This is a genomic window from Staphylococcus sp. FSL W8-0305 (assembly GCF_037966415.1).
GTDB classification, from domain to species: domain Bacteria; phylum Bacillota; class Bacilli; order Staphylococcales; family Staphylococcaceae; genus Staphylococcus; species Staphylococcus aureus.
Genome location: NZ_CP150198.1, coordinates 1,891,077 through 1,908,880, shown reverse-complemented (window position 1 = coordinate 1,908,880; position 17,804 = coordinate 1,891,077). Strand labels below are relative to the sequence as shown.

At 32.4% G+C, this 17,804-nt stretch carries 18 protein-coding genes; 16 read left to right on the top strand and 2 right to left on the bottom strand.

Going from position 1 to position 17,804, the window contains the following annotated elements; genetic code table 11:
- The first annotated feature begins 25 nt into the window (after positions 1-25).
- From capA to cap8P, 16 genes are all read left to right on the top strand, one after another.
- A complete protein-coding gene (gene capA, locus NST10_RS09350; protein ID WP_000446302.1) occupies positions 26-694 on the top strand; it encodes a capsular polysaccharide type 5/8 biosynthesis protein CapA in 669 nt (222 codons plus the stop codon).
- A gap of 15 nt (positions 695-709) precedes the next feature.
- Positions 710-1,396 carry a type 8 capsular polysaccharide synthesis protein Cap8B gene (cap8B, locus tag NST10_RS09345; protein ID WP_000037317.1) on the top strand — a complete coding sequence of 229 codons (687 nt, stop codon included), beginning with the start codon at positions 710-712 and terminating at the stop codon, positions 1,394-1,396.
- 2 nt (positions 1,397-1,398) lie between these two features.
- The gene (cap8C, locus tag NST10_RS09340) at positions 1,399-2,163 is read left to right on the top strand and encodes a type 8 capsular polysaccharide synthesis protein Cap8C (RefSeq protein WP_000565300.1); all 765 of its coding nucleotides are present in this window, start codon (positions 1,399-1,401) and stop codon (positions 2,161-2,163) included.
- A gap of 19 nt (positions 2,164-2,182) precedes the next feature.
- The gene (gene cap8D, locus NST10_RS09335) at positions 2,183-4,006 is read left to right on the top strand and encodes a type 8 capsular polysaccharide synthesis protein Cap8D (RefSeq protein WP_000940769.1); all 1,824 of its coding nucleotides are present in this window, start codon (positions 2,183-2,185) and stop codon (positions 4,004-4,006) included.
- Entirely contained in the window at positions 3,996-5,024 is a 1,029-nt protein-coding gene (cap8E, locus tag NST10_RS09330; RefSeq protein ID WP_000459062.1) for a type 8 capsular polysaccharide synthesis protein Cap8E, read from the top strand. Before cap8D ends, cap8E begins: the two co-directional genes overlap by 11 nt.
- Before the next feature lie 12 nt (positions 5,025-5,036).
- A complete protein-coding gene (cap8F, locus tag NST10_RS09325; RefSeq protein ID WP_001028294.1) occupies positions 5,037-6,146 on the top strand; it encodes a type 8 capsular polysaccharide synthesis protein Cap8F in 1,110 nt (369 codons plus the stop codon).
- Positions 6,147-6,149: 3 nt separating this feature from the next.
- Entirely contained in the window at positions 6,150-7,274 is a 1,125-nt protein-coding gene (gene cap8G / locus NST10_RS09320; RefSeq protein ID WP_000413167.1) for a type 8 capsular polysaccharide synthesis protein Cap8G, read from the top strand.
- 2 nt (positions 7,275-7,276) lie between these two features.
- Positions 7,277-8,356 (top strand): type 8 capsular polysaccharide synthesis protein Cap8H, encoded by a 1,080-nt coding sequence (gene cap8H, locus NST10_RS09315; RefSeq protein ID WP_339209618.1) that lies wholly within the window; start codon positions 7,277-7,279, stop codon positions 8,354-8,356.
- Positions 8,349-9,743: a type 8 capsular polysaccharide synthesis protein Cap8I gene (gene cap8I, locus NST10_RS09310; protein ID WP_001034059.1), complete on the top strand. Its 1,395-nt coding sequence runs from the start codon at positions 8,349-8,351 to the stop codon at positions 9,741-9,743. The genes cap8H and cap8I overlap by 8 nt, the downstream gene beginning before the upstream one ends.
- Entirely contained in the window at positions 9,740-10,297 is a 558-nt protein-coding gene (gene cap8J / locus NST10_RS09305; protein WP_000636151.1) for a type 8 capsular polysaccharide synthesis protein Cap8J, read from the top strand. The genes cap8I and cap8J overlap by 4 nt, the downstream gene beginning before the upstream one ends.
- Positions 10,298-10,305: 8 nt before the next feature.
- A complete protein-coding gene (gene cap8K / locus NST10_RS09300) occupies positions 10,306-11,544 on the top strand; it encodes a type 8 capsular polysaccharide synthesis protein Cap8K (protein ID WP_339209614.1) in 1,239 nt (412 codons plus the stop codon).
- Positions 11,545-11,577: 33 nt separating this feature from the next.
- Positions 11,578-12,783: a type 8 capsular polysaccharide synthesis protein Cap8L gene (cap8L, locus tag NST10_RS09295; protein ID WP_339209612.1), complete on the top strand. Its 1,206-nt coding sequence runs from the start codon at positions 11,578-11,580 to the stop codon at positions 12,781-12,783.
- 10 nt (positions 12,784-12,793) lie between these two features.
- The gene (gene cap8M / locus NST10_RS09290) at positions 12,794-13,351 is read left to right on the top strand and encodes a type 8 capsular polysaccharide synthesis protein Cap8M (RefSeq protein ID WP_000825097.1); all 558 of its coding nucleotides are present in this window, start codon (positions 12,794-12,796) and stop codon (positions 13,349-13,351) included.
- A complete protein-coding gene (gene capN / locus NST10_RS09285; RefSeq protein WP_001230690.1) occupies positions 13,351-14,238 on the top strand; it encodes a capsular polysaccharide type 5/8 biosynthesis epimerase CapN in 888 nt (295 codons plus the stop codon). The genes cap8M and capN overlap by 1 nt, the downstream gene beginning before the upstream one ends.
- Positions 14,239-14,291: 53 nt before the next feature.
- Positions 14,292-15,554 (top strand): type 8 capsular polysaccharide synthesis protein Cap8O, encoded by a 1,263-nt coding sequence (gene cap8O, locus NST10_RS09280; protein ID WP_000779509.1) that lies wholly within the window; start codon positions 14,292-14,294, stop codon positions 15,552-15,554.
- Between the two features lie 76 nt (positions 15,555-15,630).
- A complete protein-coding gene (gene cap8P / locus NST10_RS09275; RefSeq protein ID WP_000723445.1) occupies positions 15,631-16,776 on the top strand; it encodes a type 8 capsular polysaccharide synthesis protein Cap8P in 1,146 nt (381 codons plus the stop codon).
- 64 nt (positions 16,777-16,840) lie between these two features.
- Here cap8P and isdI read toward each other — a convergent pair whose 3' ends face one another.
- Positions 16,841-17,158, bottom strand: a complete 318-nt coding sequence (gene isdI, locus NST10_RS09270; protein ID WP_303661507.1) for a staphylobilin-forming heme oxygenase IsdI — start codon at positions 17,156-17,158, stop codon at positions 16,841-16,843.
- Positions 17,159-17,164: 6 nt separating this feature from the next.
- The gene (locus tag NST10_RS09265) at positions 17,165-17,548 is read right to left on the bottom strand and encodes a YbaN family protein (protein ID WP_001237003.1); all 384 of its coding nucleotides are present in this window, start codon (positions 17,546-17,548) and stop codon (positions 17,165-17,167) included.
- Positions 17,549-17,804: the final 256 nt, after the last annotated feature.

The window sequence follows — 17,804 nt, the reverse complement described above, 5'->3', positions numbered from 1 at the left end:
TGAAAATTTTTAAGGGAGGTAAATAATGGAAAGTACATTAGAATTAACAAAAATTAAAGAAGTATTACAAAAAAACTTGAAGATTTTAATTATTTTACCGCTATTATTTTTAATTATTAGCGCTATTGTTACATTTTTCGTCTTATCACCTAAATATCAAGCTAATACTCAAATTTTAGTGAATCAAACTAAGGGTGACAATCCTCAGTTTATGGCGCAAGAGGTTCAAAGTAATATTCAACTTGTAAATACGTATAAAGAAATTGTTAAAAGTCCTAGAATTTTAGATGAGGTGTCAAAGGACTTAAATGATAAGTATTCACCATCTAAATTATCGAGTATGTTGACAATTACAAACCAAGAAAATACACAACTTATCAACATCCAAGTTAAAAGTGGTCATAAACAAGATTCGGAAAAAATTGCGAATAGCTTCGCTAAAGTTACAAGTAAACAAATTCCGAAGATTATGAGTGTGGATAACGTATCAATTTTATCTAAAGCAGACGGTACAGCAGTTAAAGTCGCACCAAAAACTGTAGTGAATCTAATCGGTGCACTCTTTTTAGGATTAGTTGTCGCGCTTATATATATCTTCTTCAAAGTAATTTTTGATAAGCGAATTAAAGATGAAGAAGATGTAGAGAAAGAATTAGGATTGCCTGTATTGGGTTCAATTCAAAAATTTAATTAAGGATGGTTGCTACTTATGTCAAAAAAGGAAAATACGACAACAACACTATTTGTGTATGAAAAACCAAAATCAACAATTAGTGAAAAGTTTCGAGGTATACGTTCAAACATCATGTTTTCAAAAGCAAATGGTGAAGTAAAGCGCTTATTGGTTACTTCTGAAAAGCCTGGTGCAGGTAAAAGTACAGTCGTATCCAATGTAGCGATTACTTATGCACAAGCAGGTTATAAATCGTTAATTATCGATGGGGATATGCGTAAGCCAACACAAAACTATATTTTTAATGAACAAAATAATAATGGATTATCGAATTTAATCATTGGTAGAACGACTATGTCAGAAGCTATTACGACGACAGAAATTGATAATTTAGATTTACTAACAGCTGGTCCTGTACCTCCTAATCCAACAGAATTAATTGGTTCTGAAAGATTTAAAGAGTTAGTTAATCTTTTCAATGAGCGTTATGACATCATTATTGTCGATACACCGCCAGTTAATACCGTGACTGATGCACAACTATATGCACGTGCTATTAAAGATAGTCTGTTAGTCATTGATAGTGAAAAAAATGATAAAAATGAAGTTAAAAAAGCTAAAACACTTATGGAAAAAGCAGGCAGTAATATTCTAGGCGTCATTTTAAATAAGGCAAAAGTAGATAAGTCTTCTAGTTATTATCACTATTATGGAGATGAATAGGTATGATTGATATTCATAACCATATATTGCCGAATATCGATGACGGTCCGACAAATGAAACAGAGATGCTGGATCTTTTAAGACAAGCGACAACACAAGGTGTTACAGAAATCATTGTAACATCACATCACTTACATCCTCGATATACCACACCTATAGAAAAAGTGAAATCATGTTTAAACCATATTGAAAGCTTAGAGGAAGTACAAGCACTAAATCTAAAGTTTTATTATGGTCAGGAAATAAGAATTACCGATCAAATCCTTAATGATATTGATCGAAAAGTTATTACCGGTATTAATGATTCACGCTATTTACTAATAGAATTTCCATCAAATGAAGTTCCACACTATACTGATCAATTATTTTTCGAATTACAGAGTAAAGGCTTTGTACCGATTATTGCACATCCAGAGCGGAATAAAGCAATAAGTCAAAACCTTGACATACTATACGATTTAATTAACAAAGGTGCTTTAAGTCAAGTGACAACGGCGTCATTAGCGGGTATTTCCGGTAAAAAAATTAGAAAATTAGCAATTCAAATGATTGAAAACAATCTGACACATTTCATCGGTTCAGATGCGCATAACACAGAAATCAGACCGTTCTTAATGAAAGACTTATTTAATGATAAGAAATTACGTGATTATTATGAAGATATGAACGGATTTATTAGTAATGCGAAGTTAGTTGTTGATGATAAAAAAATTCCTAAACGAATGCCACAACAAGATTATAAACAGAAAAGATGGTTTGGGTTATAAACAGCAAATGAGGGGTTTTATGGCACATTTATCTGTGAAATTGCGGCTTTTAATACTAGCATTAATCGATTCACTGATAGTGACATTTTCAGTATTCGTAAGTTATTACATTTTAGAACCGTATTTCAAAACATATTCTGTCAAATTATTAATATTGGCAGCTATATCACTATTCATATCGCATCATATTTCAGCATTTATTTTTAATATGTATCATCGAGCGTGGGAATATGCCAGTGTGAGTGAATTGATTTTAATTGTTAAAGCTGTGACGACATCTATCGTTATTACGATGGTGTTCGTGACAATTGTTACAGGCAATAGACCGTTTTTTAGGTTGTATTTAATTACATGGATGATGCACTTGATTTTAATAGGTGGCTCAAGGTTATTTTGGCGTATTTATCGGAAATACCTTGGAGGTAAGTCATTTAATAAGAAGCCAACTTTAGTTGTTGGTGCTGGTCAAGCAGGTTCAATGCTGATTAGACAAATGTTGAAAAGTGACGAAATGAAACTTGAACCGGTATTAGCAGTCGATGATGACGAACATAAACGTAATATCACAATTACTGAGGGTGTAAAAGTCCAAGGTAAAATCGCGGATATTCCAGAACTAGTGAGGAAATATAAGATTAAAAAAATTATCATTGCAATTCCAACTATTGGTCAAGAGCGTTTGAAAGAAATTAATAATATTTGCCATATGGATGGCGTAGAGTTATTGAAAATGCCAAATATAGAAGACGTCATGTCTGGTGAGTTAGAAGTGAACCAACTGAAAAAAGTTGAAGTAGAAGATTTACTTGGCAGAGATCCTGTTGAATTAGATATGGATATGATATCAAATGAATTGACGAATAAAACTATTTTAGTTACGGGCGCTGGAGGTTCAATAGGATCAGAAATTTGTAGACAAGTTTGTAATTTCTATCCAGAACGTATTATTCTACTTGGCCATGGTGAAAACAGTATTTATTTAATCAATCGTGAATTGCGAAATCGCTTCGGAAAAAATGTTGATATCGTTCCTATTATAGCGGATGTGCAAAATAGAGCGCGTATGTTTGAAATTATGGAAATGTATAAACCATACGCAGTTTATCATGCAGCAGCACACAAGCACGTGCCGTTAATGGAAGACAACCCTGAAGAAGCAGTACGTAATAATATTTTAGGTACGAAAAATACTGCTGAAGCTGCTAAAAATGCAGAGGTAAAGAAATTCGTTATGATTTCTACGGATAAAGCCGTTAATCCACCTAATGTCATGGGAGCTTCAAAGCGAATTGCAGAAATGATTATTCAAAGTTTAAATGATGAAACGCATCGAACAAATTTTGTTGCAGTGAGATTTGGTAATGTACTTGGATCGAGAGGATCTGTGATTCCACTTTTCAAAAGTCAAATTGAAGAAGGTGGGCCAGTTACTGTGACACATCCTGAAATGACACGTTACTTTATGACAATTCCTGAAGCTTCTAGACTAGTTTTGCAGGCAGGGGCATTAGCAGAAGGTGGCGAAGTATTTGTGTTAGATATGGGAGAACCAGTGAAAATAGTAGATTTAGCACGAAATTTAATTAAGTTAAGTGGTAAGAAAGAAGACGATATACGCATTACTTTTACAGGGATTAGACCTGGTGAAAAAATGTATGAAGAATTGATGAATAAGGATGAAATTCACCCTGAACAAGTATTTGAAAAAATTTATCGTGGCAAAGTACAACATATGAAATGTAATGAAGTTGAAGCGATTATTCAAGACATCGTCAATGACTTTAGTAAAGAAAAAATTATTAACTATGCCAATGGCAAAAAGGGAGATAATTATGTTCGATGACAAAATTTTATTAATTACTGGGGGCACAGGATCATTCGGTAATGCTGTTATGAAACGGTTTTTAGATTCTAATATTAAAGAAATTCGTATTTTTTCACGCGATGAGAAAAAACAAGATGACATTCGAAAAAAATATAATAATTCAAAATTAAAGTTCTACATTGGTGATGTGCGTGATAGTCAAAGTGTAGAAACAGCAATGCGAGATGTTGATTACGTATTCCATGCAGCAGCTTTAAAACAAGTGCCGTCATGTGAATTCTTTCCAGTTGAGGCAGTGAAGACAAATATTATTGGTACAGAAAATGTCTTACAAAGTGCTATTCATCAAAATGTTAAAAAAGTCATATGTTTATCTACAGATAAGGCAGCGTATCCTATTAATGCTATGGGTATTTCGAAAGCAATGATGGAAAAAGTATTCGTAGCTAAATCAAGAAATATTCGTAGTGAACAAACGCTTATTTGCGGTACAAGATACGGTAATGTAATGGCTTCAAGAGGTTCAGTAATTCCTTTGTTTATCGATAAAATCAAAGCTGGAGAACCTTTAACGATTACAGATCCTGATATGACAAGATTTTTAATGAGCTTAGAAGATGCGGTAGAACTAGTTGTTCATGCATTTAAGCATGCAGAGACAGGCGATATTATGGTTCAAAAAGCACCAAGTTCAACGGTAGGGGATCTTGCGACCGCATTATTAGAATTGTTTGAAGCTGATAATGCAATTGAAATCATTGGTACGCGACATGGAGAGAAAAAAGCAGAAACATTGTTGACGAGAGAAGAATACGCACAATGTGAAGATATGGGTGATTATTTTAGAGTGCCGGCAGACTCCAGAGATTTAAATTATAGTAATTATGTTGAAACCGGTAACGAAAAGATTACGCAATCTTATGAATATAACTCCGATAATACACATATTTTAACGGTGGAAGAGATAAAAGAAAAACTTTTAACACTAGAATATGTTAGAAACGAATTGAATGATTATAAAGCTTCAATGAGATAGGAGAGATTGACGTTGAATATTGTAATTACAGGAGCAAAGGGTTTTGTAGGAAAAAACTTGAAAGCAGATTTAACATCAACGACAGATCATCATATTTTCGAAGTACATCGACAAACTAAAGAGGAAGAATTAGAGTCAGCGTTGTTGAAAGCAGACTTTGTCGTGCATTTAGCGGGAGTTAATCGACCTGAACATGACAAAGAATTCAGCTTAGGAAACGTGAGTTATTTAGATCATGTACTTGATATATTAACTAGAAATACGAAAAAGCCAGCGATATTATTATCGTCTTCAATACAAGCAACACAAGATAATCCTTATGGTGAGAGTAAGTTGCAAGGTGAACAGCTATTAAGAGAGTATGCCGAAGAGTATGGCAATACGGTTTATATTTATCGATGGCCAAATTTATTCGGTAAGTGGTGTAAGCCGAATTATAACTCTGTGATAGCAACATTTTGTTACAAAATTGCACGTAACGAAGAGATTCAAGTTAATAATCGGAATGTTGAACTAACGCTAAACTACGTGGATGATATCGTCGCTGAAATAAAACGTGCTATTGAAGGAAATCCAACGATTGAAAATGGTGTACCTACAGTACCAAATGTATTTAAAGTGACATTGGGAGAAATTGTAGATTTATTATACAAGTTCAAACAGTCACGTCTCGATCGAACATTGCCGAAATTAGATAACTTGTTTGAAAAAGATTTGTATAGTACGTATTTAAGCTATCTACCTAGTACAGACTTTAGTTATCCCTTACTTATGAATGTGGATGATAGGGGATCTTTTACAGAATTTATAAAAACACCGGATCGTGGTCAAGTTTCTGTAAATATTTCTAAACCAGGAATTACTAAAGGTAATCACTGGCATCATACTAAAAACGAAAAATTTCTAGTCGTATCAGGTAAAGGGGTAATTCGTTTTAGACATGTTAATGATAATGAAATCATTGAATATTACGTTTCTGGCGACAAATTAGAAGTTGTAGACATACCAGTAGGATACACACATAATATTGAAAATTTAGGCGACACAGATATGGTAACTATTATGTGGGTGAATGAAATGTTTGATCCAAATCAGCCAGATACGTATTTCTTGGAGGTATAGCGCATGGAAAAACTAAAATTAATGACAATAGTTGGTACAAGGCCTGAAATCATTCGTTTATCATCAACGATTAAAGCATGTGATCAATATTTTAATCAGATATTAGTACACACTGGTCAAAATTATGATTATACATTGAATCAAATTTTCTTTGATGATTTGGAATTAAGACAACCGGACCACTACTTAGAGGCAGTTGGAAGTAACCTCGGAGAAACGATGGGGAATATTATTGCGAAGACATATGACGTTTTATTACGCGAACAACCAGATGCACTTTTAATTCTTGGTGATACAAATAGTTGTTTAGCAGCAGTATCTGCTAAACGATTAAAAATTCCTGTGTTCCATATGGAAGCGGGTAATAGATGCTTTGATCAGAATGTACCTGAAGAAATCAATCGTAAAATTGTTGACCATGTCAGTGATGTGAATCTACCTTATACAGAACATAGCAGACGGTATTTATTAGATGAAGGCTTCAATAAAGCGAATATCTTTGTGACAGGATCACCGATGACAGAAGTGATAGAAGCGCATCGAGATAAAATTAATCACAGTGACGTTTTAAATAAACTAGGATTAGAACCGCAACAATACATTTTAGTATCTGCGCATAGAGAAGAGAATATCGATAATGAAAAGAATTTTAAATCATTAATGAATGCGATAAATGATATTGCCAAAAAGTATAAAATTCCTGTGATTTATTCAACGCATCCAAGAAGTTGGAAGAAAATTGAAGAAAGTAAATTTGAATTTGATCCATTAGTTAAACAGTTAAAGCCATTTGGTTTCTTTGATTATAATGCATTGCAAAAAGATGCATTTGTTGTGCTATCAGATAGTGGAACATTGTCAGAAGAGTCGTCTATTTTGAAGTTCCCTGGTGTCCTTATTCGAACTTCCACAGAAAGACCGGAAGTACTAGATAAAGGTACGGTTATTATAGGTGGTATTACCTATAACAATCTAATCCAATCCGTTGAACTAGCAAGAGAGATGCAAAACAATAACGAACCGATGATTGATGCTATTGATTATAAAGACACTAACGTTTCGACAAAAGTAGTTAAAATTATTCAAAGCTATAAAGATATTATCAATCGAAATACTTGGAGGAAATGACGATGAGGATAGCGATTCTTGGCGCTACTAACATTAAGCATATGTCATTATTATCACATTATTTAAACCACATTGATTTGAATATCAATGAGGTGGACATTATATACACTGACAAATATGATATCGAAGAAAATATCCAAGGCATCAATAATTACTATAAATATAAAGTAGATATTAAAGAAGATTGGACATTTATCAAAAAAGCTATTGCTTACTATCGATTTAGGCCATACGCTATGAAAATTCTCAAAGAAAATCATTATGATTTTGTCATAGTATGGGGAAGTTATACAGGACACTTATTTAAAAGTTTTTTAGAAAAACACTATAAAAATAAATTCATTTTAAATATAAGGGACTACTTTTTTGAAAATAATAAACTTATTAAGTATAGAATGAAAAAAATCGTTGATGCTAGCAGGCTGACAACATTATCTTCAGAAGGTTTTCTTAAATTTTTACCTAAATCTGAAAAATATAGAATTATTTATAGTTATAACATGAGTATTATTAGAGAAAGTAATGTGACCGATGAATTCAAAAAAAGATGGCCAATTAATATAGGTTTTATTGGTAATGTCAGATTTAATGAGATAAATCAAAAATTGATAAAGGAACTGGCAAATGATTCAAGGTTCCATATGCAATATTTTGGAACAGGGTCGGAAAAATTAGAAGTCTTTGCTCGAGAAAATTTTATTAATAATATTACATTTTCTGGCGGTTTTGACTTGGAAGAAACACCGAAATATTTAAATGAAATTGATATACTTAATAATTTGTTTGGTAATAAAAATATTGCTTTAGATACTGCTTTATCCATAAGAATGTATTATGCGTTGTTTTTAAACAAACCTATTATTACAACAGATGATACATTCACCGCTACAGAAGCTAATAAATTCGGACTGGGTTTTAGTGTTAATCCAGAAAATTTAAAAGGTATTGGTGATGAATTGATGGATTGGTATAACAATTTGAATGTAATGGACATTAATCATAAAAGAGAAGCTTATAGAAACGATGTAATTGAAAATAATAAACAGTTCTATCAAGAGATAGGCAGGATATTTAGTGAATAAGATATATAATGTCACTTCATATGTTATTGCCATTTTAATGTTTCCTTGCCTTATGTTAGGTGATAAACCTTTATTGTTTTTAGCACCTATAAGTTATGGAGTAGGAAAGCTCTTTATAAGCTTCTCAAATAATCCGAATTTTAAATTTTCGAAAATTGTATACGATGTTTTAGGTTTTCTTAGATTAGTATTTATACCTGCTATGATAGTGTTTTTCCAGGATTCAACTATAGATAATTTACCATTAGGACAAGATTATTTTAATCAAGCGGTTATTTATATGAGTGTGGAGTTTATCATAGGCTCGCTATTTATATTGATACTATCTAAATTATTCAAACATGAAGTGGTATCAAGAAATAGCTTTACACTTTCTGGATCATCAATTTATTACATTGTGTTTGGTCTTGTTATTTGTGGGATTTTTGTAGCTTTTCCCGAAGTGCGCAAAAACATATCATTTTTAATTATTAAAACAGATGCAATGGGAAGAGGAACCGAAGCAACAAGTGGTTTAAATGTCCTTTTTGTAATGCTATTTCAACTTGCCTTAGCGTTATTATTCTTAATAATCGCATATGCTTCATATAAAAAGTATAAAGAGAATCCTAAAATTATTTATGTTATATTGCCGCTAGCTATAGGGATTTTAAATATTAGTTTAATTGTTGGTGAAAGAAGAAGTTATCAACTTTATACGATGGTTGCTGTTTTAACAGTGGTGTCACTCTTGTTTTCTAAGCACAAAAGACGTATCAATATCATTATTATATCTGTTGGTATTTTCGTATTAGCATTGATGACACTATATAAAGAATTGTATGTGTTTAATTATAGTTCATATAGCGAGGCGTTAAATAGTACGAGTGTAAGTAATCTTAAGATAGTTGACACGTTGCAGTCATATTTTTATGGACCTAGCAATATTGCAGCTTCTATAGACTATTTGAATTACTATAATGGTTCGTTTAAACAATATTTATTTGATAATACTAGAGCTGTTTTTGGGTTTAATTTCTTTGTAGATAAAAAGCAGTTGATTACTAGCCAACTTTTTAACCAATTGATATATGGTAGTAAACAATTGACTGGTCATCTAATTTCGAGTGCTGGATATGGAATTATTTATTTTGGACCCTTATTCTTCTATTTGAATTTAATTGCAAATATCTTTTTTGCATTTCTGAGTGAGTATATTATTCGGAAGAGTCATTCGTTAGAAGTGATATTTATTGGTACATATATTTATATGAGACTTATTACGAGTATTTTTAGTCACCCGACACCATTAATCACATTGATTTCTATGATTTTAGTTGTATATGTTATAGCTATTATCCCAGGCATTATAATAAAAAAATTTACTAAAAAAGTAGGGATAGAATGATTGTAAAAACATTTATGAAATCGAAAATATTTAGATTAATGAATACACCACTATTATTATTTTATAAGAAAGAATATTTAACTGGATATTATTTTGAAAATAAAGTGGCTGGATGGTTATGGGCATGGAAAGCTGTTCCGTTCAAGTTGTTAGGAATAAATACGAGCTTGCCATTTCCTGCAGATATAACTGTTAGAATGCATAACCCTAATAACATTGTTTTTGATAAAAATGATATTCATATTTTCCAATCGCCCGGGACGTATTTTAATAATTTTTCAGCAGTTATATATATAGGTAGAGGTGTTTATATAGCGCCAAACGTAGGTATTATTACAGCTAATCATAATATTAAAAATTTGAAGTCACATGCACCAGGTGAAGATGTCAAAATAGGGAATTATAGTTGGATTGGAATGAACTCAGTTATATTACCAGGAGTAGAATTGGGGGAACATACAATTGTAGGGGCTGGGTCGGTTGTAACAAAAAGTTTTCCAGAAGGTAACGTTGTTATAGGTGGCAATCCAGCGAAAGTCATCAAGAAAATCTGAGGTTAATTATGAGATTAAATAAATTTATTGGCGATTCGTTCTTAATGATTTTAAGCAGTGGCATCACTCAAGTCATATTAATCATCACTACCCCAATTATTACAAGACTATATTCACCTACAGAATTTGGTGAGTTTACAATTTTTTCAAATATCGCAATGATTTTAATACCAATAATAAATGCAAGATACGATTTGTTGATTGTGAATACTAAAAATGACCGTAGTGCTAATATACTTTCACAAATCAGTTTTTTGATATCATTGCTTATTTTATTAATACTGATACCAATATTTGCGATTAGTGCATGGTTATACCCAAACTTTATATTAGATTTTATTTTCATTATTATTATGTTGTTTTTGGTAAGTTTAACAAACATTTTTACAAATTATCTAAATAAGGAAAGAAAATATAAAGTGTTAAGTTTGATTAATGTGTTTAGAGCTGGATCAATGGCTTTACTTCAAATTATTTTCGGACTTTTAGCATTAGGAAGTCTAGGATTAATTATTGGTTTTTCATTATCCTATATCGCAGGCATTACACTAGGATATAAAACGTTTAAAAAGCACTTTAATATTGTGAGAGATAAAGAAGAAACTAAAGCATTATTTTTAGAAAATAAAAATCAGTTAGTTTATTCAACACCATCAATATTATTAAATAGTTTGTCTTTCTCGGTTGTTGTGTTCTTTATAGGTATTTTGTATACCAATACAGAAGTAGGTATTTATGGTATGGCCATAAGAGTACTAGGCATACCAGTGACAATTATTTCATTAGGGTTATCAAAAATATTTATGCAACAAGCTAATGACTATTATATTGAATATGGTAACTTCCGAAATTTATTACTTAAATTTAGTTCCATACTGGTTATAGTTTCTATAATTCTTTATGTGCCACTTTATTTGTTCAGTGAAGAATTAGTCAATATATTATTAGGACATAGCTGGGTTGACGCAATTACAGTTATAAAAATTGTTATTCCATTATTTGTTATAAGGCTGATTGTATCAACGGTATCACTTTCTGTGATTGTATTACAAAAACAACAGTTAGAATTAATACTGCAAGCGTTATTTTTAATAGGTACTACTGCAACATTTGTTATATCAAAAATGCTTAATTTAACTTTTTTAAACTTTGTATCTATTAATACAGTTGTTTTAATCGTATCGTACATGATATTTTTCATAGCACTCTATTATTTTGCTAAAAATAAACAGTTCAAAAATTCTTAGTCTAAATTCATTAATAAAAAGGACGTCGATTAGATGAGTGAAAAAAAGATTTTGATTTTATGTCAGTATTTTTATCCGGAATATGTATCTTCAGCGACGTTACCAACACAATTGGCGGAAGATTTAATTGCGAATCACATTAATGTCGATGTCATGTGTGGATGGCCATATGAATATAGTAATCATAAACAGGTTTCTAAAACCGAGATGCATCGTGGTATTAGCATTCGACGTCTCAAGTATTCGAGGTTTAATAACAAAAGTAAGGTTGGAAGGATCATCAATTTCTTTAGTTTATTTTCAAAATTCGTGATTAATATACCTAAAATGTTGAAATATGATCAGATTCTTGTTTACTCTAATCCACCAATCTTGCCATTAATACCAGACGTTCTACACAGATTGCTTAAGAAAAAATATTCTTTTGTGGTGTATGATATAGCACCTGATAATGCGATTAAGACAGGTGCAACACGTCCAGGTAGCATGATTGATAAACTGATGCGTTACATTAATAAACATGTCTACAAGAATGCTGAAAATGTCATTGTCCTTGGTACGGAAATGAAAAACTACTTACTAAATCATCAAATTTCTAAAAATCCTGACAATATTCATGTGATTCCTAACTGGTATGACATGCGTCAGTTACAAGACAATCGTATCTATAATGACACATTTAAAGCTTACCGTGAGCAATACGACAAAATTTTATTGTATAGCGGTAATATGGGGCAGTTACAGGATATGGAGACACTTATCTCATTTTTAAAATTAAATAAGGATCAGCCTCAAACGTTAACAATACTTTGTGGTCATGGTAAGAAATTTGCAGATGTCAAAACGGCAATAGAAGACCATCGTATTGAAAATGTTAAAATGTTTGAGTTTTTAACAGGTACAGACTATGCTGACGTATTAAAAATTGCGGATGTATGTATTGCATCGCTGATTAAAGAAGGCGTCGGTTTAGGCGTGCCGAGCAAGAATTATGGCTACCTTGCAGCTAAGAAGCCGTTGGTACTCATCATGGATAAGCAATCTGATATCGTTCAACATGTTGAACAATATGATGCGGGTATCCAAATTGATAATGGCGATGCACATGCCATTTATAACTTCATCAACACTCACTCGAGTAAGGAATTGCACGAGATGGGTGAGCGCGCACATCAACTGTTTAAAGATAAATATACGAGAGAAATTAATACTATGAAGTATTACAATCTGTTGAAGTGAGGAGATAATTATGAAGCGATTATTCGATGTAGTGAGTTCAATATATGGTTTAGTAGTTTTAAGTCCGATTCTGTTAATTACAGCATTACTAATTAAAATGGAATCACCCGGACCAGCCATTTTCAAACAAAAAAGACCGACGATTAATAATGAATTGTTTAATATTTATAAGTTTAGATCAATGAAAATAGACACACCTAATGTTGCAACTGATTTAATGGATTCAACAGCGTATATAACAAAGACAGGGAAGGTCATTCGTAAAACCTCTATTGATGAATTGCCACAATTATTGAATGTTTTAAAAGGAGAAATGTCAATTGTAGGTCCTAGACCAGCGCTTTATAATCAATACGAATTAATTGAAAAACGTACAAAAGCGAACGTGCATACGATTAGACCAGGTGTAACAGGGCTAGCTCAAGTGATGGGGAGAGATGATATTACTGATGATCAAAAAGTAGCGTATGATCATTATTACTTAACACATCAATCTATGATGCTTGATATGTATATCATATATAAAACAATTAAAAATATCGTTACTTCAGAAGGTGTGCATCACTAATGAGAAAAAATATTTTAATTACAGGCGTACATGGATATATCGGTAATGCTTTAAAAGATAAGCTTATTGAACAAGGACATCAAGTGGATCAAATTAATGTTAGGAATCAATTATGGAAGTCGACCTCGTTCAAAGGTTATGATGTTTTAATTCATACAGCAGCTTTGGTTCACAACAATTCACCTCAAGCAAGGCTATCTGATTATATGCAAGTGAATATGTTGCTTACGAAACAATTGGCACAAAAGGCTAAAGCTGAAGACGTTAAACAATTTATTTTTATGAGTACTATGGCAGTTTATGGAAAAGAAGGTCAGGTTGGTAAATCAGATCAAATTGATACACAAACACCAATGAACCCTACGACCAACTATGGTATTTCCAAAAAGTTCGCTGAACAAGCATTACAAGAGTTGATTAGTGATTCGTTTAAAGTAGCAATTGTGAGACCACCAATGATTTATGGTGCACATTGCCCAGGAAATTTCCAACGGTTAATGCAATTGTCAAAGCGATTGCCAATCATTCCAAATATTAATAATCAGCGGAGTGCATTATATATTAAACATCTGACAGCATTTATTGATCAATTAATATCATTAGAAGTGACAGGCGTGTATCATCCTCAAGATAGTTTTTACTTTGATACATCGTCAGTAATGTATGAAATACGTCGCCAATCGCATCGTAAAACGCTATTGATCAACATGCCTTCAATGCTAAATAAGTATTTTAATAAGTTGTCGGTCTTTAGAAAATTATTCGGCAATTTAACATACAGCAATACTTTATATGAAAATAATAATGCGCTTGAAGTTATTCCTGGAAAAATGTCACTTGTTATTGCGGACATCATGGATGAAACGACAACCAAAGATAAGGCATAAGTCATCTATTAAATAAAATCAACATACAAATCGTTTTATTTGGAGGTTATAGTATGAAGTTAACAGTAGTTGGCTTAGGTTATATTGGTTTACCAACATCAATTATGTTTGCAAAGCATGGCGTCGATGTGCTTGGTGTTGATATTAATCAGCAAACGATTGATAAGTTACAAAGTGGTCAAATTAGTATTGAAGAACCTGGATTACAAGAGGTTTATGAAGAGGTACTGTCATCGGGAAAATTGAAGGTATCTACAACGCCAGAAGCATCTGATGTTTTTATCATTGCCGTTCCGACACCGAATAATGATGATCAGTACCGGTCATGTGACATTTCGCTAGTTATGCGTGCATTAGATAGTATTTTACCATTTTTAGAAAAAGGAAATACCATTATTGTAGAGTCGACAATTGCGCCTAAAACGATGGATGATTTTGTAAAACCAGTCATTGAAAATTTAGGGTTTACAATAGGTGAAGATATTTATTTAGTGCATTGTCCAGAACGTGTACTGCCAGGAAAAATTTTAGAAGAATTAGTTCATAACAATCGCATCATTGGCGGTGTGACTAAAGCTTGTATTGAAGCGGGGAAACGTGTCTATCGCACATTCGTTCAGGGAGAAATGATTGAAACAGATGCACGTACTGCTGAAATGAGTAAGCTAATGGAAAACACATATAGAGACGTGAATATTGCTTTAGCTAATGAATTAACAAAAATTTGCAACAACTTAAATATTAATGTATTAGATGTGATTGAAATGGCAAACAAACATCCGCGTGTTAATATCCATCAACCTGGTCCAGGTGTAGGCGGTCATTGTTTAGCTGTTGATCCGTACTTTATTATTGCTAAAGACCCTGAAAATGCAAAGTTAATTCAAACTGGACGTGAAATTAATAATTCAATGCCGTCCTATGTTGTTGATACAACGAAGCAAATCATCAAAGCGTTGAGCGGGAATAAAGTCACAGTATTTGGTTTAACTTATAAAGGTGATGTTGATGATATAAGAGAATCACCAGCATTTGATATTTATGAGCTATTAAATCAAGAACCAGACATAGAAGTATGTGCTTATGATCCACATGTTGAATTAGATTTTGTGGAACATGATATGTCACATGCTGTCAAAGACGCATCGCTAGTATTGATTTTAAGTGACCACTCAGAATTTAAAAATTTATCGGACAGTCATTTTGATAAAATGAAGCATAAAGTGATTTTTGATACAAAAAATGTTGTGAAATCATCATTTGAAGATGTATCGTATTATAATTATGGCAATATATTTAATTTTATCGACAAATAAAATGTGTCAAACTAGGGCATACATGATTAAGGAAAGATAAGCTGTCATGTGTTTGAACTTCAGAGAGGATAATGTTATGAAAAAAATTATGGTTATTTTCGGTACGAGACCCGAAGCAATAAAAATGGCACCATTAGTAAAAGAAATTGATCATAATGGGAACTTTGAAGCGAACATTGTGATTACAGCACAACATAGAGATATGTTAGATAGTGTGTTAAGTATATTTGATATTCAAGCTGATCATGATTTAAATATTATGCAAGATCAACAAACGTTAGCGGGCATTACGGCGAATGCGCTTGCTAAACTTGATAGCATCATTAATGAGGAACAGCCGGATATGATTTTAGTACATGGTGATACTACAACGACTTTTGTAGGAAGCTTGGCAGCATTTTATCATCAAATTCCGGTCGGACATGTAGAAGCTGGACTTCGAACACATCAGAAATACTCACCATTTCCTGAAGAGTTAAATCGAGTCATGGTAAGTAATATTGCTGAATTGAATTTTGCGCCAACAGTAATTGCAGCTAAAAATTTACTTTTTGAAAACAAAGACAAAGAGAGTATCTTTATTACCGGAAATACAGTTATTGACGCATTGTCAACAACAGTTCAAAATGAGTTTGTTTCAACGATTATTAATAAACATAAAGGCAAGAAAGTTATTTTACTAACAGCGCATCGTCGTGAAAATATTGGAGAACCGATGCATCAGATTTTTAAAGCAGTAAGAGATTTGGCAGATGAATATAAAGATGTTGTCTTCATTTATCCAATGCATCGTAATCCAAAGGTAAGAGCGATTGCCGAAAAATATTTATCTGGGAGAAATCGGATTGAATTAATTGAGCCATTAGATGCGCTTGAGTTCCATAATTTTACAAATCAATCGTACCTCGTGCTGACAGATTCTGGTGGTATTCAAGAGGAGGCTCCTACATTTGGAAAACCTGTGTTGGTATTAAGGAATCATACAGAGCGTCCCGAAGGCGTTGAGGCGGGAACATCGAGAGTAATTGGCACAGATTATGACAATATTGTTCGAAATGTGAAACAATTGATTGAGGATGATGAAGCGTATCAACGTATGAGTCAAGCGAATAATCCATATGGTGATGGACAAGCATCACGACGTATTTGTGAAGCAATAGAATATTATTTTGGATTGCGTTCAGACAAGCCGGATGAATTCGTACCTTTACGTCGCAAATAATAAAAAACCCCTAATCATTAAGTTGGTTTAGACAACCAGCGGTGACTAGGGGTTTTTAATATGTTTATTTTTGATAGTGGTAGCCAATATCATATTTGAATACTTTATTTGATAATATTGGACTTTGCTGTCCATCGTCATCACTTTTTAAACGTACATTTTTATGAGCTTCTTTAAATACATCGGAATTCAACCAATTATTAAAGCTATCTTCAGATTCCCAAATAGTTAAGATTTTAACTTCATCTGTATCCTTGGTATTTAATGTTTTAGTGACAAACATTTGTTGGAAGCCTTCAATACCTTGTCTATTGTAAAAACGTTCAATCGTTTCTTCCGCACTGCCTTTTTGTAATTGTAATCTATTTTCTGCCATAAACATGGGCAATCACTCCTCTATTTTATTATTTGATTTGGGTAATGTTTTTACAAATGTAAAGAGTACAGCGGTTTGTATGATAACCATTATGATTAATCCTATACGGACTGCAAGAACATCCACCATATAAATTGAAAAACCTATTACAATGTATAAGCTAATTAAAATTTTAATTTTCTGTTGTAGCGTGTAGCCTCGATGTAAATAAAAGTTTTCTACATATTCTTTATAAATTTTTTGATTAATAAGCCAATTGTAAAAGCGATCTGAACTTCGAGCAAAACAAAAAACTGCTACGAGTAAAAAAGGGGTCGTTGGCAGTAAAGGTAATACGGCACCTGCAATACCAAGCGCTGTAAATATTAAGCCAATGACGATTAAAATAAGTCGCATTGAAAAAACTCCATTCTAGTACTAATGCGCATGTAATATTGTTTTAGTAATATAACTCATGCTAAATATAATGTGTATGATAAGTGCAATGACTCAGTAAGATGAAACGTTGTTGAATTATCCTTGTCCCATTAACGCATTTTAAGCGCGACTTTCATAACAACCAAACTATTTAATGAGAATTATTCTCAAGTATTATAGTTATATTATGTGTTTTATTTTTGAAAAGTGCAATATGTTTTCGAAAATAAGATTA

Excerpts from the sequence above, each read along its gene's own strand:
- capA (WP_000446302.1), top strand. The coding sequence starts at position 26 with ATGGAAAGTACATTAGAATTAACAAAAATTAAAGAAGTATTACAAAAA.
- cap8B (WP_000037317.1), top strand. The coding sequence starts at position 710 with ATGTCAAAAAAGGAAAATACGACAACAACACTATTTGTGTATGAAAAA.
- cap8C (WP_000565300.1), top strand. The coding sequence starts at position 1,399 with ATGATTGATATTCATAACCATATATTGCCGAATATCGATGACGGTCCG.
- cap8D (WP_000940769.1), top strand. The coding sequence starts at position 2,183 with ATGGCACATTTATCTGTGAAATTGCGGCTTTTAATACTAGCATTAATC.
- cap8E (WP_000459062.1), top strand. The coding sequence starts at position 3,996 with ATGTTCGATGACAAAATTTTATTAATTACTGGGGGCACAGGATCATTC.
- cap8G (WP_000413167.1), top strand. The coding sequence starts at position 6,150 with ATGGAAAAACTAAAATTAATGACAATAGTTGGTACAAGGCCTGAAATC.
- cap8H (WP_339209618.1), top strand. The coding sequence starts at position 7,277 with ATGAGGATAGCGATTCTTGGCGCTACTAACATTAAGCATATGTCATTA.
- cap8J (WP_000636151.1), top strand. The coding sequence starts at position 9,740 with ATGATTGTAAAAACATTTATGAAATCGAAAATATTTAGATTAATGAAT.
- cap8K (WP_339209614.1), top strand. The coding sequence starts at position 10,306 with ATGAGATTAAATAAATTTATTGGCGATTCGTTCTTAATGATTTTAAGC.
- cap8L (WP_339209612.1), top strand. The coding sequence starts at position 11,578 with ATGAGTGAAAAAAAGATTTTGATTTTATGTCAGTATTTTTATCCGGAA.
- cap8M (WP_000825097.1), top strand. The coding sequence starts at position 12,794 with ATGAAGCGATTATTCGATGTAGTGAGTTCAATATATGGTTTAGTAGTT.
- capN (WP_001230690.1), top strand. The coding sequence starts at position 13,351 with ATGAGAAAAAATATTTTAATTACAGGCGTACATGGATATATCGGTAAT.
- cap8O (WP_000779509.1), top strand. The coding sequence starts at position 14,292 with ATGAAGTTAACAGTAGTTGGCTTAGGTTATATTGGTTTACCAACATCA.
- cap8P (WP_000723445.1), top strand. The coding sequence starts at position 15,631 with ATGAAAAAAATTATGGTTATTTTCGGTACGAGACCCGAAGCAATAAAA.
- isdI (WP_303661507.1), bottom strand. The coding sequence starts at position 17,158 with ATGTTTATGGCAGAAAATAGATTACAATTACAAAAAGGCAGTGCGGAA.
- NST10_RS09265 (WP_001237003.1), bottom strand. The coding sequence starts at position 17,548 with ATGCGACTTATTTTAATCGTCATTGGCTTAATATTTACAGCGCTTGGT.